This is a genomic window from Phormidesmis priestleyi BC1401, from assembly GCF_001650195.1.
Lineage (GTDB): Bacteria > Cyanobacteriota > Cyanobacteriia > Leptolyngbyales > Leptolyngbyaceae > Phormidesmis_A > Phormidesmis_A priestleyi_B.
In genome coordinates this window covers 53,564-75,039 of sequence record NZ_LXYR01000018.1, presented here as the reverse complement: position 1 = coordinate 75,039, position 21,476 = coordinate 53,564, and the positions used below count along the sequence as shown (strand labels likewise).

The window sequence follows — 21,476 nt, the reverse complement described above, 5'->3', positions numbered from 1 at the left end:
ACCACAATCAGCCGATTTTAATCGTGTCATTCATGGCTCAAACCCGCCCCGGACTAGAAGTCGGGGCTAACAGAACAAAGTCCACTCAAGGGGACTGGGAAGGAGCTTGAGGCATTCAGTCCGTTTTAACGGACTTCGCACCATTAGCCCCGACTTGAGTCCGGGGCGGGACGCAATCGCAGCAAAGAAACTGGTGCAAGATCTCAGCTAACTAATATGGAGATTAAATCGATGAAATGGCTTGTAATCATTGGTGTTTTAATTGTGGTTTGCCTTGGGCTTGCCATCATTTATGGTAAATATCGGTGGCAGATCGATACCGATAATCTGCGTACTAATTTAGCAAGTGGACGACAAACCATTAAGCCCAAATTCTATCGTCAAGCGGAGATTGTAGGATTACCAGCCCCCGTGCAGCGATTCTTTCAGAAAGTGCTTAAGGACGGGCAGCCTATGATTTCGACGGTGAAACTTCGTCATCAAGGACAGTTCAACATGAGTGAGACAGAAGTGAAGTGGAGTCCGTTTACTTCTACGCAAGTTGCGATCGCTCAACGTCCTGGCTTTGATTGGGATGGACATATCCAAATGGCTCCAGGCGTAAATGTATTCGTCCACGATACCTATCTATTGGGGCAAGGCAATTTACACGCATCATTATTTGGTCTTTTCACCCTTGCGAAGATGCACCATACACCTGAGCTAAACCAGGGTGAATTATTGCGATTCTTTTCCGAAGCAGCATGGTATCCCACTGCCCTGTTACCCAGTCAGGGTGTGCGCTGGGACGCGATCGATGACACCTCTGCTCGTGGAACTCTGACCGATGGCACAACCACGGTATCCCTTGTATTTCGGTTTAATTCTGATGGAACGATGGAGAGCTTTCGGGCTGACGCTCGTTATGGCACCTTTGGCGGCAAACTGATGGCAATGCCTTGGAGCGGTCGATTTGGGGACTATGCAGTACGGGAGGGGATGTGTATTCCCCTAAGTGGCGAAGTGGGATGGGAGCGACCAGAAGGAACTTGGCTGTATTTTAAAGGGAAAATCGCGGCGATTGAATATGAGTTTGTGTCATGAGTTCAGCAAGTATGTCTGTTGGAACTCCACAAACAAAGAGGTCACTGCGTCCCCCAACTCCAAGCGATTCATGCTCAAGCTAAACAGCTTCTCCGCGACAAGCTCATCGATCACAGGCAACACATCACGCAACACAGAGAGGATACGCCTGAGATCCTCAATTGGCAATGGTCGTACTGAGCTTCTCGATTTCCTCATTACGATCGATCCCCTGGTTACTAAGCTGGAGTTTGGTAACGAGAAGATACTTGCATTTAGAAACACCGGAATTCAGACCAAAGAGGGAAGAAAAAAAGAATTCATAGCAATGATAAGTTTTGCAACATGCTTAATCAATTCATGCAATTCATTCAGCAAATAACCCAGCCGTCCGTCAGGATAACAGTAGAAATATGGACATTCGTTCCTCTCATACAGGTAAGTCAATAAAATCATGAACAAGACGATTATCTATAGTTTTGTAGGATTATTAACAAGCGGTGGTTTGGCAGGATTACTGATTGCAAATCGCACCCAGGCTCAATCAATTCATCCAGATCAGCCTGCCAGAACTCAAGCTCCTGCTCCCCAGAGCAGCATGATGACTCGACCCGATCAGCATTTTATTGAGATGATGATTCCCCATCACCAGGATGCAGTGGAAATGGCAAACTTGGCGATGATCGATGCCAAACGTCCTGAAATTAAAAAATTGGCAGCAGCAATCAAGCGGGATCAGACCCGCGAGATCCAACAAATGCGGGGCTGGTACAAAGCCTGGTACGGCAAAGATGTACCGCAGGTAGCCATGGGAACAGGCATGATGGGGAATGGTCAAGGCATGATGGGTAGTGGTCAAGGCATGGGGCAGGGCATGATGACCCAAAATGGCATGATGCATACTGACCTCATTGTTCTCAAGAATGCTTCAGACTTTGACAAAGAATTCATCTATCAGATGATCCCTCATCATCTGATGGCAGTTCACATGGCTCAGATGGTGCTGAATCAGAGAACTCGTCCCGAAATTCGCACTCTGGCGCAGTCCATTATTAAAAGTCAGACGGTTGAAATCAAGCAAATGCAGCAGTGGCAGCAAGCCTGGTTCAGGTAGCCATCTTCCTGCTCAAAAGGGGGATTCAAAATGAAAGGACTTTTTGGGGTGTTGCCTCTCACGGTAGGGAAGATCGCTTCCACCTAGATCAAATCGCTTCCGCTTGCAGGCTTGCTAGGCATTCAAACTCTGCTGATCGTATTACTGTTGGTGTTAGCCGCTATTGTCAGGTAGAAGGAGAAAGAAAACTGCTAGTGGTTTAAGTTTTGTAACGTGTTCAATCAATTCATCCAATTCATCCAGTAAATAACCCAACAGCCTGTCAGGATAGAAATTGGAGATCGGCGTTTTTAATTCAAATCAAGCAATCTTCATCTTCAAGATCGAGCAAATTTCATAGACTCAAGAGCTTTGGAGATAACCGTTATGAGTTTTGATAGTCTAGCAGCACTCAAGCCCTATCTCAGCTTCTTCCACCCCATTACCCTGTGGATTTAAGCTGTGACAGGAGTGCAAATTGTCCAAAAGATTTTGAGTCAGATGATGACAAATGGTGCAGTATGAAGAGACTTTTTCTGACATTATTACTGGGAACGTTACTGTTTATTTGGACTTTGGAGATAGCACCCATGCCAGTCACCGCTGCTAATTCAATGCCCGAAGCTCAATTATCAGAAGCGATCGATCATTTTTTAACTTCTCTGCCTAGCGATTATTACGCGATCGCAAATACAGACGCTCTCAAAAGTATTGTCAAGAGCGATAATGCCACATTGATTGATGTCAGACAGCCTTCTGAATATCGCTCCGGTCACATTCCAAATGCCATCAACATCCCCTTGCAAACCTTAATCGCCAATCTTGATAAAATTCCTAGTGATCGCCCCGTAATTCTCTATTGCGCGACAGGCTATCGAACGGCAATGGGAGTGATGACGTTACAAATGTTAGGACATACTAATGCCCGGGCTTTTCCTCCTAGCCTTCAAGGTTGGAAAGCGGCAGGAGAACCTTTAGAAAAGTAGGTTTAATCAAAAAGAGGAATTTTTATGCTCGGATATGTCATCAGAAAAATACTTGCTCAGTTTCTATTACTGGCAAGCCTAGCGTTGACTGTGTTTTTGGGGTTAGTAATAGGGATAGGCACGACTCCCGATGCAGCCGCAGCAATTAGGCAAATAGAGGAAGCCCCAGGACAAATGGTTTACCAATCTCGGCAAACCCTCAAAGATCAGCACGGAAATAGCTGGCAGGCGATTGCCTTTAAACGTGTCTCCCTTAATGACAAAACAAGTTTTGAATTGCGTTTAGTGGGATTCCCCGGTGTTGTGGAAATTGACCGCAGTAAACCCTTGCTGTTGACTAATTCTATGGGTGAAGTGTTAACTGCTGATGATAACTCCAGCCTTATTTTTACCGATTTATCCGCTCCCGAATCGAATGTCGGAGAGTATGATCTTCAGCCGTTGTTAGCACAGTTACAGCCAGAAGTTCCCCTCAGCTTGACGCTGCCAACGATCGATAGTGAGGACATTCAGCTATCCGTGCCACCATCCTTTGTCCAAGAGTGGCAGACCCTCTCTGCTTCAAGGGAGTAGCTGTGCTGAGTAGTTGCTGGTTCGATGCACGCATTTTGTATCCCAACGCTCTACGGTAGTCCTAAAAGAATACTTTCTGTTGCTTCAATCCGTTTCCTAACTGAAAGTTCTCATAGCAAAACAAAATAGAGTTTTAGCGCAGTTTTTTTAAGAGGCTATCTTATGGCGGTTTCCACTCTAGAACGTGACCAGGAGCTTGACTACTCCGCGTTAGATCTGTATAACCCATGCGTCTTGCTAGAGACATTGCAAAAACTGCGGCAGATTGTAGTTCAGGAAGGGCAAGAGATTTTTGATCCGTGGCGATCGCAGATTCAGCGTCAGGTATTTCTCAGCAGTGAACTCAATCTTGCTCACTACGTGGCGCTACGCCGACACGACCTCCGCCCACTGCAAGCTGCCTTAATACCTTGGGGATTGTCCTCACTCGGTCGTCTAGAAGCGCGAGTCATCCCTAGCTTAGATGCGGTTATTGCAACGCTAGAAGCAATCTGTCAGATCAAGTCCACGACTAGCCGCCCTACGATCGAGGCGTTTTTGGAGGGAGATTGCTTACTTCAACAACATACCGAGGCTGTGTTTGGTCAGACTTTAGCGCATCGCCGAGTCCGAATCATGGTGACATTGCCATCAGAAGCCGCCAGCAACTACGAATTTGTGCGAGATCTGCTTCAGCGAGGAACCAACTGTGTCCGCGTTAACTGTGCCCACGATCGTGCTGATCTTTGGAAAGCGATGATTGACAATGTTCGTCGCGCAGAAACTGAAACCAAACAGACCTGCAAAGTTTTAATGGATCTAGCAGGTCCGAAACCCCGGCTGGGTGCGGTGGTCTCGCCCGATCAAAAACATCGCATCTTTCGAGGGGAATGTCTGGTCTTAACCCATGATTTGCCTAGTCCGAAAGATACGATCTGTTTTCAAGCAACGTGTACTTTGCCCGAAGTTCTCGATCGCTTACAAGTGGGTGCAACCGCCTGGATTGATGATGGTCGCATTGGAGCGCGGGTGGAATCTCTCAGCGCAAAGGGCGTTCTTCTACGCATCACCCATGCGAGTTTGAAGGGAAGTAAACTGCTGCCAGACAAAGGGCTTAACTTTCCCGGTACGGATCTACAACTCAGTTCATTGACCGATAAAGACCGACAGGATTTAGATTTTGTCGCTGCCCATGCCGACATTGTGGGCTATTCCTTTGTGCAAACTGCCGATGATATTAAGCTCCTTCAGCAGGAGTTAGCTGCACGGATGCCTCAACCCCGCGAAATCGCGATTATGGCTAAGATTGAAACGCCCCAAGCGGTCAGTCATCTACCTGAATTGATTGTGCAAGCGGCAGGACAACAGCCCTTTGCCGTGATGATTGCGAGAGGTGATTTAGCGATCGCGATCGGGTATCAACGATTAGCCGAACTCCAGGAAGAAATTCTCTGGCTCTGTGAGGCGGCGCATATCCCAGTGATTTGGGCAACTCAGGTGCTAGAAAACCTGGTGAAAAAGGGCATTCCCTCACGAGCAGAAATGACGGATGCAGCAATGGCAGAGCGGGCTGAGTGCGTCATGCTCAACAAAGGACCATTTGTTGCTGAAGCCGTAACAATTTTGGATGATGTCTTAGCGCGGATGCAAGAACATCAATTGAAGAAAACACCGCAACTCCGGGCGCTCCACTCCTGGTAAGTGCGTCATTCCTTAGAAGTTGTTGCAGGAGCCTAATAAATATGTTTGAAACCCTCTTTACACCCAATCTCAGTGTTGAAACTAACGTCAGCATCCGTCCCCGCAAAGGGGTGATTATTGGTGCTGGGCAGGTGGGAATGGCGTGCGCTTATTCCATGATGATTCAGAACTGTTTTGATGAGTTGATTCTTCAAGATACTCAGACAGAGCGGCTTCAGGGAGAGGTCATGGATCTGATGCATGGCGTTCCTTTTGTCGCACCTGTTGAGGTTAAAGCGGGCACTGTTGCCGATGTCGGACAGAATGCTGATCTAGTGATTATTACGGCTGGAGCCAGTCAGAAACCGGGAGAGAGCCGATTGGATCTAGTGGTTCGCAATGTTGCTATCTTTGAGAGCTTGATCGCCGATGTCGTCAAATATTGTCCCAATGCCATGCTACTGATTGTGAGCAATCCGGTAGACATCATGACCTATGTGACGCTCAAGCTCTCTGGTTTTCCGGCTGCTAGAGTGATTGGCTCTGGGACAGTCCTCGACTCTGCCCGGTTTCGGACGCTGCTGGCACACAAGATGGGCATTGATCCCCACAGCGTTCATGCTTACATCATTGGTGAACATGGCGATAGTGAAGTGCCTGTTTGGAGCAAGGTGAACATTGCCGGAATGCCTCTGTACGATCGAGAAAACAGCCCTGCACCAGACAATGCCGAACTAGATGAGATTTCTGAGCGGGTTAAAAACGCTGGCTATGAAATCCTCAAACGCAAAGGATCGACTTCCTACGCCATTGGGCTGGCAGCGACTGAAATTGTCAAAGCCATCCTGCACGGACAAGAGCGCGTCCTTACCGTTAGTTCTCTGGTGAATGATTTCTATGGCATTCGTGATGTTTGTCTCAGCCTACCCTCTGTCGTGAACGAAAAAGGTGTGATTAAGACGGTCAATCTTGCACTCAATGAGATCGAACAACGGCAGTTGATTCATTCCGCAAAGATTCTACGTGACATTTTTGACACGCTGGCGCTTTAGTCAAATTATCTAAGAATTTGTGCTAAATATGAGGCTTCCCCAAAAAAACTTTGAATCGATTCAAATGGCACAATCTCAACCTTATCAGCCATTAGCTTTCAGGATACTGCATGGGGCGATCGCCGCCCTTATCATTATTGCCATCCTCACTGGAGTTTTAATCTACAACGTCTATGACGGAAGAATTGGGCATTTACCAATACCTGTGGTTCCCAAAATTATGGGTATTCATAAGCTGTTTGGCAGAGCATTCTTACTTTCTATGCCATTTTTCGCTCTCTACAGCTTCGATGCTGGTCGCCGTCGCTTAATTCAAGAGAACTTAATCAAACAAATACAGGCAGTGGGAAAACCGATTTGGTGGTATACCTTGCATCGCATAACTAACACCTTGCTACTGCTGACAGCAACTTTTGCCCTAGTGTCGGGGAGAGAGATGGATGAAGGATGGATGAGTAGGGGTGAACTAACTCATGTTTGGTACTCGTTACATCTAGTTTCTTGGGTAGCGATTTTTGCTTGTTTAGCAACCCATTTGCTTATGAGTGCCAGAGTTGGCGGCATCCCATTGTTGCTATCCATTCTCAATCTTGGTCATCGTGCCAATGACAATCCATCGATACTCATTAAAATTATTCAGTCTTGGCTAAATCCTCAACGATTAATCAATTGGATCAAGAAGCATATTCTGTTTCAAAAGCAGAATCCCATTCTTTTGATAATTGAGATATTAATTATGGGGGGAATTGCCTTTTCTTGGATTTCTCTGATTCCGCATAGGGGTTAAAAAGGGGGCTAAAAATCCCAATCAATTTTGTGAGCTTATTTTCAGTTTCAACCTTAAAACAGAATTATAGACAATAATTTTGAAGAACATCACACGAACAGTCTGGATCTTATCACTTGTTAGTTTGTTTACTGATACAGCTAGCGAAATGTTGTATCCGATTATGCCAATTTATTTGGAAAGTATTGGTTTCTCGGTGCTTCTGATTGGCATATTAGAGGGTTTTGCGGAAGCAACAGCGGGATTAAGTAAAGGATATTTTGGTAAACTTTCAGATAATTCTGGCAAACGAATGCCATTTGTGCAACTAGGTTATGGATTAAGTGCTATTTCTAAGCCAATGATGGCGATATCTATTTATCCGCTTTGGATTTTCTGCGCTCGAACCATTGACCGCTTCGGCAAGGGAATCAGGACAGGCGCAAGAGATGCCATACTCTCCGATCAAGCAACCCCCAAAACAAAAGGCGAAATTTTTGGATTTCATCGGGCAATGGATACACTTGGCGCCGTTTTTGGTCCGACCCTAGCGTTAATTTATCTCTATTATTTTCCCAAGGATTATAAAACCCTATTTTATCTCGCTTTCCTACCTGGAGTTCTGGCTATAGTTGCTTCATTTTTGCTCAAAGACAAAAAAAGTATTGTCACCAAAAAAGTTTCAACCCCGTTCTTCTCTTTCCTTAACTACTGGTCATCAAGTCCGTTAGTTTATCGAAAAGTAGTAATTGGACTGTTGATTTTTACCCTATTTAATAGTTCAGATGTATTTCTTTTATTGAGGGCAAAACAGGCAGGATTAAATGATTCGATGGTGATTGGAGTATACATATTCTATAATCTTATCTATGCCTTATTCTCATTACCGATTGGAATTTTGGCTGACAGAATTGGTCTAAAAAAGATATTTGTGGTTGGGCTTGGCTTATTTGCGATCGTATATATCGGTATGTCTTTTAATACCAATTTATATATTTTCTTCGGACTCTTTGCGCTCTATGGTATTTACGCGGCTGCAACAGAAGGAATTTCTAAAGCGTGGATTAGTAATATTACCGATCAGAAAGATACTGCCACTGCGATCGGAACATTTGCTGGATTTCAAAGCATCTGCACAATGATTGCCAGTTCATTAGCAGGATTAATCTGGTACAAATTTGGGGTAGCCGCTACATTTATCACCACAGCTACTATTACAATTTTTGTAATTATTTATTTCTTGGTAGCAATTCCTTATCCACAAAATCCCATACGGAAATTAACAAATAATGGCTAAATTAATTCTGATCCGTCATGGACAAAGCCTTTGGAATGCAGAGAATAGATTTACAGGATGGGTTGATGTTCCCTTGGGCGAACAGGGACGAGCAGAAGCCACGATCGCCGCTGACAAACTCGAAACCTATCAAGTCCGAGTTTGTTTCACCAGTCTACTGTTCCGTGCCATTGAAACAGCAATCATCATCTTGACAGAAGTCGATGATATTTGCGATGGCAGAATTCCCATCATTAAGCATGAGGTAGAGGAGAAAGACTGGCATGGTTGGGACAAATACCAGGGCAATCCCGACCAAGAGTTGCCCGTTTATCCGACAGCGATGTTGGATGAACGGTACTATGGCGAACTGCAAGGATTGAATAAAGCAGAAACCGCCGTAAAATTTGGCAAAGAGCAGGTGCAACTCTGGCGACGATCGTATGCTGTGGCTCCACCGGGTGGCGAAAGTTTGTCAGATACCGTGAAGCGCACCGTGCCATTTTTCTGCGATCGCATTTTGCCGCACCTAATCGCCGGAGATAATGTGTTGATTGCAGCACATGGAAACTCACTCCGTGCCATCATTAAGCACTTAGAAAATCTATCCGAAGAGGAGATTGTCAACGTTGAGTTAGGAACCGCAATTCCAATCATCTACGACATTGATGCTCAGGGTCAAATCACTCACAAAGTTATTTTGAATTGAGACAAAAGTCAATGCTTGGAATCGGCAATCTGTTCAGAGAGCGTCAATAAAAAGGCGATATTTGTCATTGCTTTAATTGCATGGCGTGCGTTAGCAGGTACAAAGGCAAAGACTCCCGATTCCAGGACAATCTCTTTGCTTTCCAGCGTCAGCACGCCTTGTCCTTCAATCACGTTCACCGTAGCATTGCGACCCGCAGTGTGTTCTGCGATATCCATTCCCGCCGCCAGCGACACTAGCACATATTGGCAGCTTCCATCTTTCAGCAGAATCTTGCGCTTGGCTCCAGTTTGAGAATACTCAATGATATCCGCCCAACGAATTGCGGTCGTTTGTGATGACATTAGGGTTGCAGTCATGAGATTGCTCCTTATATTGCAGAGAGATAAAGGTGAAACACGACACTCGTGAATTGATGCTGTCTATGAATTATGGAAAGACAATCTTGGAGATCGGCGCATGTCCCAAGAAAATATAGGCAGCCGATTTCAACACACTCTCAGAATAGATAATCTTTTGAATATCTAGACTGGGCGCACGTTTTGCAGTGGCATTGTAAGTTGCGATTTCCCCTTCTAGGCTAAAACCGCTGTGAGTGCGGTAGTGGTCATCGTCGTGCATTGCCTGAAAGATGAAGTTATAGATGGGATTAAGACCCAGGTTCATGTCATAATTTTCGGCAGACACCCAAAGATGACTTTGCTGGATATCGGCAGACATCTCTGCGGCATTGTTGTAACGCTCGTACCATGAGAATTGTAGATTGAGCGGGGTACTATAAAACTCCGTCCAGAGCCAATCACACAGTGCGGTGATCGTGGCATCAGAAATTTCCGCCGGATCGCTTTCCAGATAGAGTTTAGCGAGGGTTTCGACTTTGGCTTCCTTTACGATCGCTGAGGTAGTTTTCATCGTTTGGCTTGCTCTGTGTTTTGGGGATATTCATACCTTAACTAGCTAGTGTTTGATTTCGTGATTGATTTGATTAACTGCACTAGATAAGGTAGAAAATATTGCGCCTCTTTGCAGTTTCACTATGATTTTTTAACTGTAGGCTTTTTCAGAAGCTTCAGAGACTCAAACCAAAGTAAGCTAATCACTCCACCTGCAAAACAGATTGCAAGATCGATTGGATGCAGAAAAGAGAAGCTAAACAAGTTCCGCAAGAACGGAACGTAAAGCACGAGGACTAGAAAAACGAGTCCGCCACCAATTACCCACCATAGCGCCGCGTTAGGAGATTTGAGGACTTTTAGACTGAGGCGCGATGAGGAACGCTCACTCAAAATTAAGCCTAAATTTGCCAAAATTAACGTGGTAAACGTCAAGGTACGAGCATCGAGTTCGCCTTGTTTGCGATAGACTGCAATCCCAAAAATCGCCAGCACGATCGCCAAGCTCCCCAGTCCTTGCAAAAGTGCTAGACGGATTGTTTTTCGACCAAACAATGGCTCCTTGGGGTTACGGGGCGGACGTTTCATTGCATTGGGTTCTGCGGGTTCTGCTTCTAATACGATCGAGCAGGCAGGATCAATGATCAAATGGAGAAAGGCAATGTGAACGGGAAGCAAAACTAACGGCAACTTAAACAAGACTGGAATCAAAGACATCCCCGCGATCGGAATGTGAACCGCGACTAGATACGCCATTGCTTTGCGGAGATTATCAAAAATTCGCCGTCCGAGTTTGACCGCTTGTACGATCGACGAAAAATCATCGTTCAGTAACACCAACGCCGCCGACTCGCGGGCAACATCCGTGCCTCGCTCCCCCATCGCAATACCGATTTGTGCCGCTTTGAGCGCCGGGGCATCATTCACACCATCCCCCGTCATCGCGACAACTTCACCTTTGTCTTTCAAGGCATTGACTAACTGCAACTTTTGTTCGGGAACCGTTCGCGCAAAGATATTGGTACTTGAAATGCGCTGCTGAAGATCAGCGTCACTCATTTTCTCCAATTCTGCTCCGGTCACGATCGCACCCATTTGCAGCAAGCCAATCTGTCGAGCGATCGTTTGAGCCGTTTCGGGATAATCCCCGGTAATCATCACCACTCGAATCCCAGCGGTATGACATTCTTGAATCGCGGCTGCAACGGTTGGACGCACCGGATCAGACAATCCAACCAAACCGATAAATTGGAAGGGAAAATCGTGTTGTTGATCCGGTAAATGATTGGGATTGAGCGAGGGATGCGGTGGCAAAAATGCGGGTGGAGCTTCGAGTAGCGAGGCTTTGGCAACGCCTAACACGCGCAGTCCTTGAGATGCCATTTTGCTGACTTGAGCCGTGAGAGTTTGCTGCTGTTGGGGCGTGAAATGACAGAGATCTGCGATCGCTTCCGGTGCGCCTTTCGCCGCGACTTCATATTGCTTACCATCGGCGGATTGCCAAACGTGAGACATGGCTAGAAGATGCGGTGAGAGCGGATATTCTCTCAACAGCTTCCAATCTTTGTGCAAATGTTCAGTATCGGCAAGGTAATGATCGCCCAATTGCTTAAACGCTTTCTCCATTGGATCAAACGGATCGCGTTGACTGGCAAGAATGCAGAACTCAACTAATTCGTGCACCACTTCAGGTAGTGGATCTTGTGGATGCAGGGCTAAATCATAAGACTGAGTATTTTCTGGGTGATAGGGGAATAGCTGCTGTACTGCCATCTGATTCAGGGTCAGCGTCCCAGTTTTATCCACACACAGAACGGTTGCAGAACCCAGGGTTTCAACAGCAGAAGCCCGACGCGCTAAGACATGATTTCGAGAAATGCGCCAAGCTCCTAACGCTAAAAAGAGCGTCACGACGACCGGGAATTCATTCGGCAAAATCGCCATCGCCAAGGTAATGCCCGCGAGAACTCCTTTGAGCCAATCTCCTGTGGTGAATCCATAGATAATGACGATCGCCACACACAGCGATAAGGCAATGCCAAACAAACGGCTCACCAACCGAGTCATTTCCCGTTGCAAGGGGGTGATCTCAGGCTTCACTTTTTGTAAGGCATTGCCAATCTTGCCCATCTCCGTCTGAGCACCGATCGCTTGGACTTGAGCGATTCCTTGTCCCTGCACCACCAAAGTTCCAGAATAGACAAATGGCAATTCGTCACCCCCTGGACGCGCCATCTTCACCTTGTCCCCAGAACCAATTACAGCAGCAACTTTGCGAACCGTTAGAGATTCTCCAGTCAATAATGATTCATCGGTGGAGAGATTAGTACAAGACAGCACGATCGCATCCGCAGACACGCGATCGCCTTCTGCCAGCACTAAGATATCTCCCCGAACCACTTCTCGCCCCGCAATCCGTTTCCGCTGTCCATCCCGCACTACCAAAGCACGAGGACTGGAAAGATCGCGTAAGGCTTCTAGGGCATGTTCAGTTTTGCCTTCTTGGTAGAGACTAATCACCATCAGGAAAAGGACGAAACCTAACAAGATCAAAGCTTCCTGGATGTCGGCTAAAATCCAATAGATAATGCCACCCCCTACTAGCAAGAGGAAGATCGGATCTTTAAACGTATTCCAAGCAATCAACCAGAGACTTCGAGACTGAGCCGAGGGCAGTTCGTTGTAGCCGTCTTGTTTGAGTCGGGCGATTGCGTCTGGCTCAGATAAGCCAGCCACGGTATTGAGATCAATTGGAGAAACCATAATCTTAATTTTTTCTGTGAAACATCAGAAATAGGTTAATTAAGCTTGATGCTAAATGCCAAGTTTGAGGAAATTGTGAGGTCAATAGTCTGAGCTACTCAACCCTGGGGTGGTGGAGTACATTTCAACTCTTATTTAATTTGTTTTACCGCCACCACCCGTTGCCCTAAGGGCAGTCTTAACGAATCAACACCTCATGCTTTGCTCAAGGTTGGATAGTCCGTGTATCCCACTGCACCCTGAGAATAGAATGTCGCCGGGTTGGGTTGATTAAGCGCAGCACCGAGTTTAATCCGCTCCGGCAGATCGGGATTCGCCAGGAAACTAGAACCAAAGGCAACTGCATCAAGCTGTCCCGCATCAATGGCAGCAGTGGCTTCGGCGGCGGTGTATCCCATATTGCCGATCAGTATTCCTTTGTAGTGGGCACGGATCGGAGTCAAGATATCCCCATGCTGCTTTTGGGCAAAATCGCTTCGCATCACATGGAGATAGGCAAGATGGTAATCGTTGAGTTTAGTTGCCAGCCAGGTAGACAATCCGATCGGATCACTATCGATCATGCTGTTGAAACTATTGAGGGGTGAGATCCGCAGCCCAACGCGATCGCGACCCCAGACCTCGGATACCGCCGCGAGTACTTCAAGCAGCAACCTCGCCCGGTTGTCGATCGATCCGCCATAGGCTCCCGTCCGATGATTCGAGCCATCCCGCAGAAACTCATCCAACAGATAACCATTTGCACCATGAACTTCTACACCATCAAAGCCTGCGGCTTTTGCATTGACTGCCGCCTGCCTAAAACCCGCTACAATGCTGGGCAGTTCATCATCCCGTAGCTCTCGTGGCATAACATAGGGCTTTTTGCCTTCTGGGGTATGGACTTCATCATCTGTAATCGCGATCGGGCTGGGAGCAACGGGCTGCTGACCATCGTTTAGTAGCGGATGACAAGCCCGACCTCCATGCCAAATTTGCAGAAAAATCCGACCACCAGCAGCATGAACCGCATCCGTCGTTTTCTGCCACCCAGCGACCTGGGCATCGGAGTAAATTCCCGGTTCGTGCCAAAAAGCAGAGTTGCCGACCATAATCATGGTTGCTTCAGCAATAATCAGCCCCGCACTGGCTCGCTGGGCATAATATTCAGCCATCAAATGAGTTGGTAAATGCCCGTCTTCGGCACGAGAACGGGTAAGCGGAGCCATCAAAATCCGATTGGGGAGCGTCAGATCACCCATCTGGAGTGGCTTGAAAAGAATATTCATCTTACAAATCTCCTGGTTAGAAGCCAGGTCGGTTAGGTGTTCTTGAATGGACATGATATCAATTCTTATAATTTTATTAATCGGTAAGCAGAAATAGCGGAGACTAATATTAGAACGATCGCCATCACCATACCTGTCACTGCAATCAACGGCGTATCCATCTGCCGAACGGCGATCGCGATTAATGCCCAAACAACGACAAGCGAGAAGGCGATGTCGTGGTGTTGACTGGTGATGACGATCGCGATCGCAGTGCTGACGACCATCATCACGACAGCCCAAGCGGTTGGAGCGATGCCCCAACCATCCCAGTTGAGACTATAGAGTGAGATCGCGACGTTGACCACAGTGGCAACCGTAATCCAGCCCAGATAAAGGCTGATGGGGATATGAATGAACCAGCGTTCTGGCAGTGAAACTTGCTGTTGACCAATGCCAAGCTGTTGGTACATCCCAATCAGCGGAAGCAAGATCCCCAGCATGGCGATCGTAGATAACGGAAAAAGACGGGCAAGGAATAAATAAATCCAGGCGCATTGAGCCAGAGAAGCGAATACAAGCAGGTAGCCACTGCGCTGCAAGCCAGAATTTTGGCGTTGTGTGGATTGGCTTTGATAGATCGCAAAAGCGACCAGACCGAGATAAATCAGTCCCCAAATCGCGAAGGCATAGTCAGCGGGGATGATTTGTACGGCAGCAAAGAGGGTGGTGGAAAGTTCACCCATCGGCACCCCGTTGAGGGGAAAGAGGTTGTTAGATATCGTGTTGACCGCGATGCCGCCGAAAACTGCGGCAAATGTAGCGATTTGTCGTAGTCGATCGGGGTCAAAGGAGTCTTGGGTAAAGAGTTTCATTTTATGAAGGGTCAGGTTTTGCTAGAATTGTTTGCACCGTTAGCACTGAACAAGAAGCATGATGAAGAACATAATTGCTGACACTGCCCAAAAATAACTCACTAAGCCCAGAATGCCCCCGCCTGCCTATAACGATATGGTCAGCTTCCCAGGTGCGGGCTAAATCACAGATCGTTCGACTTGGGTTGCCTTGACTTTGAGTGAATTCAGCTCTCACGCCTGCCGCTATTGCTTCATCCGTAAATGTTTTCAATAATGCCAGACCTTTTTGTTCATAACTCTTCCACTGCTCTCGAAACACATCGAAATCTAAAGGATTTGGGTAGCCTTCAAGGGTTAATGGATAGGGAGACGCAACAGCATAAATAGGCAGCACAGGGCTGCCTTCTTCCTCGTTTGACAACACATGCAACAGCATCAGGCTGGCATCACTCCATTTGGCGATAGCAATGGACTCGTCAAAAACTTGTTGTCCAATCGTAGACGAGTCTATTGCAGCTAGGATCTTTTGAAACATATAAGTTTTCCTTCTATTGAGGTGATTTTAACTATTGAATGAACGCTCAAGATGAGTTGCCTTAAATATCAATCTCTTGCTGTTTTACTGCTTCCCAAACATCAAAATCGCCCATCAAGGGAGATTAAGATACAGCTTGCCATCGGGTTGTACCCTGAGACGATCGCCATAATTTCCCGAATTATTCCAGCCGTCGTATTGCGGGATAACGGACAGTGTACCAACTTCTTCATACTGAGCGTTTACCGCTTTCACGCTGCACAAATGCAGCAGTGAGTAGAGCAACATCGAAGCGTGTCCGTTTGAGAGAATGAAGCGATCGCGGGTTGCCCAGATCGGATCGTCGGGATCAAAGCGCAGAAACTGCTGCCATAAGCAGTAAGCAACGGGCGCGAGTGCCATTGGTATTCCTGGATGACCAGAATTGGCTTGCTGGACTGCATCCATTGATAGAGTACGGATGGTATTAATGCAGAGTTGATCAATCTGAGTCGCATTCTTTATTTGTGCTGAAGCAACCACGATCTTTCCCCCAGTTAATTGAACCCTTATAAACAGGTCAAACACAGAATGAATTCATCGATACACTGCTCGAATTGGGATGCTTTTACCGCCCTTATCCAATGTCAAAAATTTACTACTCCAGATAGGCAGAAAATAGCATCGCCAGTGCAAAACTTCCGATAAACGTCAAAGTTGACCCGTTTGTATCCTGAGTTTGATGGGCTTCAGGGAGAATTTCTTCGACGATCGCCGTGATCAATGTCCCTGTTGTAAAAGCAAGCACAACGAGCTTAGGAAGATCCGCTTGTCCGCGTAAACCCCAATAGCCCAGTGCTGTGCCCAACCAAATAGGAATGATCAATGCCGCTAATAGCAAAAAGCGCTCTGTTCGTGGCATCTTTTGACTCTTGAACTCTGCATTGGTCACAAAGCCTTCTGGAATGTGAGCGACAACCCTCGCTGATGCGAGTTTCACCCCTAAATGAGGCGCGATCGTCAAACTAGTGCCAATCATTAACCCATCGCCAAATAAGTCGATCGCCACACTCAGAAAGATCACCCAAGCAACAGTATCGTGACCCACGCCGCGCAATCGATTTTTGCCTAAGTTAAGAAGCTGATTCACCCAGACAAAAAAAGCTCCACCGAGAAACAACGCTAGAATCGTTGCCCACTCAGGTTTGGCAATAACGACTCTAGGGATCAGTTCGGTAGATACGATCGCGAGTAGCACCCCACCAGCGGCATGGAGTGCCAGTCCTAATGTTCGTTTTGATAAGGGTAATGCTTCAGCAATCATGGCTCCCATGAAGTTGCTGATCACAAGCAAAGCTGACAGAGTGAGAGCAAACAGAAATTCCTGCACAGTCAGCCTCCGCTAGATTGAATGCACGTCACGTAAAGATCCCCAATTTTTCGCTCAGCGATCGGCGATGATTTCACAATGAGAATGGCTGTACTCATGCGACTGATGATTGCAAAGTTCAGTCAAAACTAAGCCTTCTAGTTTGAACATGCTCATGGCGATGCATCACTGGCAACATAGCTTCGATATGCGGATTTGCCCACTCTGCTGCTATCTTCAAAAAATCGGGATCGTCATTCACGCAATCAAGCCGTGTGTAAGTCACCGTGGGATACTGACGCTGCAAAGATGAGATCGCATCTTCGACATCTAGAATGGTTTCATAATTCTCTGTTACCCAGCCGAGCGGTTTAAATAAAATGATTTGGGCACCTGCTTTGATCAGGTTTTTCGCGGCTTGTTTCAGATTGGGCTGTGACCATTTGATCAAAGGCATATCATGATTGATCCAACCAATTGAGATCAGCGGATATTCATGCTGTAGCTGCACTTTTACGCGATCGTAAAGGGCTTGCCCATCAATCACTCCAGTTAACAATCCGTTGGCTTCTTCTGGACCTCCGTGAACGGTTAAGACAACGCCAATCTGAGACTCAGAAAAGCGATTCGCGAATGGCTGAACCAGTGTCTCTTTTAGCTGACGCACCAGCAAATCAATGTAAGCAGGCTCAGTCGCGAAGGCTGGAATATATCGAATTGTCTTGAAGGGAGACTGTGGAGGCTCAGTTTGCGATGCGGTTGCTGCAATCACTTCGTTAACCTGCTCGACAGCGATTTTACCTGTGAAGTCGGAATCTACCACCAGCAAAGGATAAATCAGCAAATTCTGGAAGCCTTGCTGAATGATATCTGTCACAACTTGTTGCACAAAAGGCTGGCAGAAATAAAAGCCTTTGAACACCTGGACACGATCTCCCCACTGGTGTTGTAGCTGTTCCTCAATCCCAAACCGCTGTTTTTCAAACATCTCATTTTCGGGGGAGATGAAATGATCATGCTTGACCCCAAAATTGTATAAATCTTGGAGCGCGAGCAGCCGACCCGCCGTAGGATAGAGCCACTCTGGAATGGGCAAAAACTGAGCCGCAATGTACTTACTCGCAGCTTGGTTGTAACGACTCAGATCGCGATACGATTGCACTTCGCCATATCCTGCAAGCAAAACTGCAACTCGATCTGTCTGCAAGGCTTCGCGATCGTCGTTATGCGGCGTGATTGAATGCGATGCTTGAGGTTGATGACTCATCCTATAGTTCTTTGCTTGAGTGGGCAATGCTTGAATCTGGATCACTTAAAGCACGTCGCTGTCCTGAGTGCAACGTAAGCATCCAAACGCCATCGAACAGAAGATTGACACCGATCAAAGTACCAATAAGCCAAACGGCACTATAGGGAAGACTCGACCAAATGACGATACCGAAAATGATGCCGATGATGCCGCTTGCCAGCATCCAGCCCCATCTCGGTGCAGTTCGACGCATTCGAAACGCGATCGACACTTGAATGATGCCTTGCACAAAGATGGTCACGCCCAGCACTATCGTAAACGCGAGCACCCCTTTGAGCGGATTTGCGACTACGAAAATGCCAGAGAAGAGGTACAAACCACCGAGAATAAGCTTCCAGACGACTTGACCTGCACCTCTCGATTGAAAGGCATAAACAATTTGAACAACGCCTGCCAGGATAAAAACCCAGCCAAACACCAAAGTTGAAGCAATGCTGGCAAAGAACGGAAAGACGATCGCAATAATTCCCAATACGATCATCAGAACCGCGATCGTGGTTGTCCACTTAGAACTAACAACTTGCTCATCAATTCTAGGCTCAGTAATTCTCATGTGGCTCTCCTTTTAGAGGGGCGATAATTTAAGTGAAGCGGTCAACATCAAAGCACTTTGTAGATACCCCGCTCTTGAACGCCTTTTTCCAACTGCTCGATCGTTCGATGCTAAAGGAATTGACTTTCAGAGACTGCGGCATCAGGATCAGGCGATACACTAGCAGCAGTCTTATGCTCTAGCTCCATCTTTTTGCTCAGTGATAAACTGTGTGGAAACAGCGATCGCGATTATCGTCAAGCTATCGTTCAATCGGCTTGCAGTTTGATCAAGGTTTTTGTTCCAGCAGCATCACCGATCCAAAGCGCTATCATCTGACCGTTTGAGCTTTGCCCCGTTGAAACGTCAGTGGGTGCATCGATCGTGTGAGCGTAAGTCACTTCATCTTTACCCACTTCAATCACCAAATCATCCCCTTTGCCAGGGCGATCGTAAACGATTGCCATCAAAGGTGCGTTCTGAATCAGTTCTTCATCACCGAGTTCTAAACTGATGCTTTCGATCGAGATGTACCGTCCCCGATTACCATCGGAAAACTGATCAAAAAACTCACCCCATCGCTCACGCGGCAAAGATTTGGTTAACTCAATTTTGCTGACCATTACGACTCCTGATAAAAAACTATCGAATACAACTAAGTTTATGAAGTAGCCATTCAGTCAAATGTGGCACGAAAAAGAAAATTAAACGGTCAGGGTAGAGATGTCCATGCGACCGTTTAAGCTAGTACTTGGGTTCCTTGTTGAGAGTAGTGAATCTAGCGCTACTCCGCAGAAAACCACTTCACCGTGAGCTGATTGTTCACCAAAAATACTCCTGGTGCTGCCCAAGCGGCTCGTTCGGCTTCCTCTAGTTCGGCAAAGTTCAGAACGTTGCCACGGAGTGTCACCTCTCCTCCAACAGCCTCCACTTGGATCTTCTTGGCATCTACTAGAGCGCTGCGTTTGAAGGCTGATTTGATCGCCGCCTCGACTGCCGTTTCGACCGCCGTTGTCATTGGCTGTGGTTTGATTGAGATTAGATTAGACACTCCTTTGACACCTGACAAATGCCGCACGACATTTTCGGCAGTGTTCTTCTGATAGCGCCACTCCACTTCGCCATCCAGCGTGAGCCAGCCTTCACGCACCGTGACCACAATGCTTTCTGCTGGAATTAAACTGCTCCACTCAATGTGCTGTGCAGCGGCGGCGGCAATGTCTCCGTCTGTATGCAGTAGAGGATGAAGCAGCTTGATTTCGATATCGTCTGCGATCGCTTTCACTCCAGCAATCCGTTTTACGGCACGCACAGCTTCCCATTTCTCGCTGTAGTTGTCTGCATAGCCATTGAGTGTCACGGTGCCATCTTTTACCAAGACACCGATGTCTGAAACCTTCACACCTGGCTCATATTCCAGTTCAGAAAGCACATCTGTCTTGAGTTCCATATCAGTCTTCTCGATCGTGCTGATCATCGTCTTTGTCCTTTAGTTTACGAGTGTTCTGTGTTAGGTCAATCTGTAGCTGTTCGGGCAAAACCTCAGACAGCAACCGACGGGCTGATTTCATGACTGATTCTGTCGAGCATTTGCTTTGCCTGACGGACATCCTCATCGCTACCCGTCACCAGGATGATAAACTCGCCCGCTTGAACTTGAGTTTCATACTTCAGCACCTCGTGTTTCGGGATGCCCAATCCTCCCAAAGCACCCGCCAGTCCTCCGACAGCAGCAGTACCAACGCCACCGACCAGCGTACCTTCCAACCACCCTGCTAGCACTCCGGCAATAGGACCCGCAACTACGATCGGAGCCATGCCAGGGATAAAGACCACTCCAGCCCCCGCCAAAATACCAAACAAGCCACCCACAAAGCTTCCCCAGTAACCCCCTCCTGTAGCACCAGCCTTGGCTGTATCTTTCCAGGTGAGAAAGCCGCGCACATGTTCAGTAGTTTGATAGTCCTTACCAAGGATCGAAAGCTTTTGTAAATCGAAGCCTTCTTTTTGTAGTTCTAAGACAACCCTTTCTGCTTCCATGTGAGAAGGAAGATGAGCTACGACCGTATGCGTATGTGTCATGAGTGTGTCCACAAGTTTGTTTGATCTACTTCGACATTTCTCTGATAAGTTCGCTCTAGCGAGAAAAGCAGAGGGTAAAAAGCAATGTTCCTCATACTTCTTACCTTCTGCACTCGTGTCTTACTTCTTCGGAGTCCCCGCAGCCGTCTCAGCATCCTGTCTGGCGGCTACCGCTGCTAGAGTTGCTTCTTCTGCTTCTTCCATCATCGCCATCGCTAAAAAGATTGCCGTATCAGCATAGTCTTCAGCATGATCAGCTCGATGGTTGAGCTTCTTGACTTCGCGACTGGCTTTCCATTCATCAACTTGCGACTTCACCTCAGACTCTTTTGCCTCAAATTGAGTCTTCAGCTTTGCCCGATACGCATCGAACTCTTGCTTCTTACCATCTAGGTTTGCCTTCGCTTTATCCAGTTTTTCTTGAATTTCAGCTTGAGTCTTTTCTGGTGCAGATCGAATGCTTTTCCTCAGCGATTTCGCCCGATCCTCGATCGCTTCTAAATTATCGTGAAGCTTTTTAGTGAAATTGTCGATCGCAACACTCATAATGATTCCTCCGGTCAAGGTATGTTGATCTTCTAAAGCTTGGCTGTATCCGCGCCGAGTTTCGATTAGATACTCAGCCTGAATTGCTTCTACCTCTGATTGAATGGTTGCAGAAGCTGTTCAAGATGACCTCTACCTTTTGAACGTTTTAGTTAGAATTTATACAACTCATACACCAGTCAAACGCT

At 47.0% G+C, this 21,476-nt stretch carries 24 protein-coding genes; 10 read left to right on the top strand and 14 right to left on the bottom strand.

Annotated elements, in window-relative coordinates:
* Positions 1 to 231 precede the first annotated feature (231 nt).
* The 10 genes from A8707_RS11970 (at position 232) to A8707_RS11925 (ending at position 9,176) form a co-directional block, all read left to right on the top strand.
* The gene (locus tag A8707_RS11970; RefSeq protein WP_068817298.1) at positions 232 to 1,083 is read left to right on the top strand and encodes a DUF6920 family protein; all 852 of its coding nucleotides are present in this window, start codon (positions 232 to 234) and stop codon (positions 1,081 to 1,083) included.
* Positions 1,084 to 1,101: 18 nt separating this feature from the next.
* Complete coding sequence (locus A8707_RS30475) at positions 1,102 to 1,263, top strand: phosphoketolase family protein (protein WP_331711711.1); 162 nt, start codon at positions 1,102 to 1,104, stop codon at positions 1,261 to 1,263.
* A gap of 253 nt (positions 1,264 to 1,516) precedes the next feature.
* Positions 1,517 to 2,176, top strand: coding sequence for a DUF305 domain-containing protein (locus A8707_RS11960; RefSeq protein WP_197484737.1), 660 nt, complete (start codon positions 1,517 to 1,519; stop codon positions 2,174 to 2,176).
* Positions 2,177 to 2,745: 569 nt separating this feature from the next.
* Complete coding sequence (locus tag A8707_RS11955) at positions 2,746 to 3,141, top strand: rhodanese-like domain-containing protein (RefSeq protein WP_231948032.1); 396 nt, start codon at positions 2,746 to 2,748, stop codon at positions 3,139 to 3,141.
* 24 nt (positions 3,142 to 3,165) lie between these two features.
* On the top strand, positions 3,166 to 3,714 hold the full coding sequence (locus A8707_RS11950) for a DUF3122 domain-containing protein (protein ID WP_068817239.1): 549 nt from the start codon (positions 3,166 to 3,168) through the stop codon (positions 3,712 to 3,714).
* Positions 3,715 to 3,876: 162 nt separating this feature from the next.
* The gene (locus tag A8707_RS11945) at positions 3,877 to 5,394 is read left to right on the top strand and encodes a pyruvate kinase (protein WP_082906335.1); all 1,518 of its coding nucleotides are present in this window, start codon (positions 3,877 to 3,879) and stop codon (positions 5,392 to 5,394) included.
* 41 nt (positions 5,395 to 5,435) lie between these two features.
* Positions 5,436 to 6,425, top strand: coding sequence for an L-lactate dehydrogenase (locus A8707_RS11940; RefSeq protein WP_068817237.1), 990 nt, complete (start codon positions 5,436 to 5,438; stop codon positions 6,423 to 6,425).
* A gap of 64 nt (positions 6,426 to 6,489) precedes the next feature.
* Entirely contained in the window at positions 6,490 to 7,212 is a 723-nt protein-coding gene (locus A8707_RS11935) for a cytochrome b/b6 domain-containing protein (RefSeq protein ID WP_068817294.1), read from the top strand.
* Positions 7,213 to 7,291: 79 nt separating this feature from the next.
* A complete protein-coding gene (locus A8707_RS11930) occupies positions 7,292 to 8,488 on the top strand; it encodes an MFS transporter (protein WP_068817235.1) in 1,197 nt (398 codons plus the stop codon).
* On the top strand, positions 8,481 to 9,176 hold the full coding sequence (locus A8707_RS11925; protein WP_068817233.1) for a 2,3-bisphosphoglycerate-dependent phosphoglycerate mutase: 696 nt from the start codon (positions 8,481 to 8,483) through the stop codon (positions 9,174 to 9,176). Before A8707_RS11930 ends, A8707_RS11925 begins: the two co-directional genes overlap by 8 nt.
* A gap of 8 nt (positions 9,177 to 9,184) precedes the next feature.
* Here A8707_RS11925 and A8707_RS11920 read toward each other — a convergent pair whose 3' ends face one another.
* From A8707_RS11920 to A8707_RS11855, 14 genes are all read right to left on the bottom strand, one after another.
* Positions 9,185 to 9,535 (bottom strand): cupin domain-containing protein, encoded by a 351-nt coding sequence (locus A8707_RS11920; protein WP_068817231.1) that lies wholly within the window; start codon positions 9,533 to 9,535, stop codon positions 9,185 to 9,187.
* 70 nt (positions 9,536 to 9,605) lie between these two features.
* Positions 9,606 to 10,088, bottom strand: coding sequence for a transposase (locus A8707_RS11915; RefSeq protein ID WP_068817229.1), 483 nt, complete (start codon positions 10,086 to 10,088; stop codon positions 9,606 to 9,608).
* Between the two features lie 122 nt (positions 10,089 to 10,210).
* Complete coding sequence (locus tag A8707_RS11910; protein ID WP_068817227.1) at positions 10,211 to 12,832, bottom strand: cation-translocating P-type ATPase; 2,622 nt, start codon at positions 12,830 to 12,832, stop codon at positions 10,211 to 10,213.
* Between the two features lie 194 nt (positions 12,833 to 13,026).
* A complete protein-coding gene (locus A8707_RS11905) occupies positions 13,027 to 14,100 on the bottom strand; it encodes an alkene reductase (protein ID WP_068817225.1) in 1,074 nt (357 codons plus the stop codon).
* Between the two features lie 65 nt (positions 14,101 to 14,165).
* Positions 14,166 to 14,954, bottom strand: coding sequence for a hypothetical protein (locus tag A8707_RS11900; protein ID WP_068817224.1), 789 nt, complete (start codon positions 14,952 to 14,954; stop codon positions 14,166 to 14,168).
* 1 nt (position 14,955) lies between these two features.
* Entirely contained in the window at positions 14,956 to 15,471 is a 516-nt protein-coding gene (locus A8707_RS11895) for a universal stress protein (protein WP_068817222.1), read from the bottom strand.
* Positions 15,472 to 15,585: 114 nt separating this feature from the next.
* The gene (locus A8707_RS26855) at positions 15,586 to 15,993 is read right to left on the bottom strand and encodes a hypothetical protein (RefSeq protein ID WP_231948030.1); all 408 of its coding nucleotides are present in this window, start codon (positions 15,991 to 15,993) and stop codon (positions 15,586 to 15,588) included.
* 115 nt (positions 15,994 to 16,108) lie between these two features.
* Positions 16,109 to 16,840, bottom strand: a complete 732-nt coding sequence (locus A8707_RS11885; protein WP_082906334.1) for a ZIP family metal transporter — start codon at positions 16,838 to 16,840, stop codon at positions 16,109 to 16,111.
* Positions 16,841 to 16,958: 118 nt separating this feature from the next.
* The gene (locus A8707_RS11880) at positions 16,959 to 18,086 is read right to left on the bottom strand and encodes a ferrochelatase (RefSeq protein ID WP_068817218.1); all 1,128 of its coding nucleotides are present in this window, start codon (positions 18,084 to 18,086) and stop codon (positions 16,959 to 16,961) included.
* 1 nt (position 18,087) lies between these two features.
* Positions 18,088 to 18,681, bottom strand: coding sequence for an HdeD family acid-resistance protein (locus tag A8707_RS11875; protein ID WP_068817216.1), 594 nt, complete (start codon positions 18,679 to 18,681; stop codon positions 18,088 to 18,090).
* Positions 18,682 to 18,929: 248 nt separating this feature from the next.
* Positions 18,930 to 19,283, bottom strand: coding sequence for a DUF5335 family protein (locus tag A8707_RS11870; RefSeq protein ID WP_068817214.1), 354 nt, complete (start codon positions 19,281 to 19,283; stop codon positions 18,930 to 18,932).
* Positions 19,284 to 19,444: 161 nt separating this feature from the next.
* Complete coding sequence (locus tag A8707_RS11865) at positions 19,445 to 20,137, bottom strand: BON domain-containing protein (RefSeq protein ID WP_068817212.1); 693 nt, start codon at positions 20,135 to 20,137, stop codon at positions 19,445 to 19,447.
* A 65-nt stretch (positions 20,138 to 20,202) separates the two neighbouring features.
* Positions 20,203 to 20,742 carry a general stress protein gene (locus tag A8707_RS11860; protein WP_068817210.1) on the bottom strand — a complete coding sequence of 180 codons (540 nt, stop codon included), beginning with the start codon at positions 20,740 to 20,742 and terminating at the stop codon, positions 20,203 to 20,205.
* A gap of 120 nt (positions 20,743 to 20,862) precedes the next feature.
* A complete protein-coding gene (locus tag A8707_RS11855; protein ID WP_068817207.1) occupies positions 20,863 to 21,288 on the bottom strand; it encodes a hypothetical protein in 426 nt (141 codons plus the stop codon).
* Positions 21,289 to 21,476 lie beyond the last annotated feature (188 nt).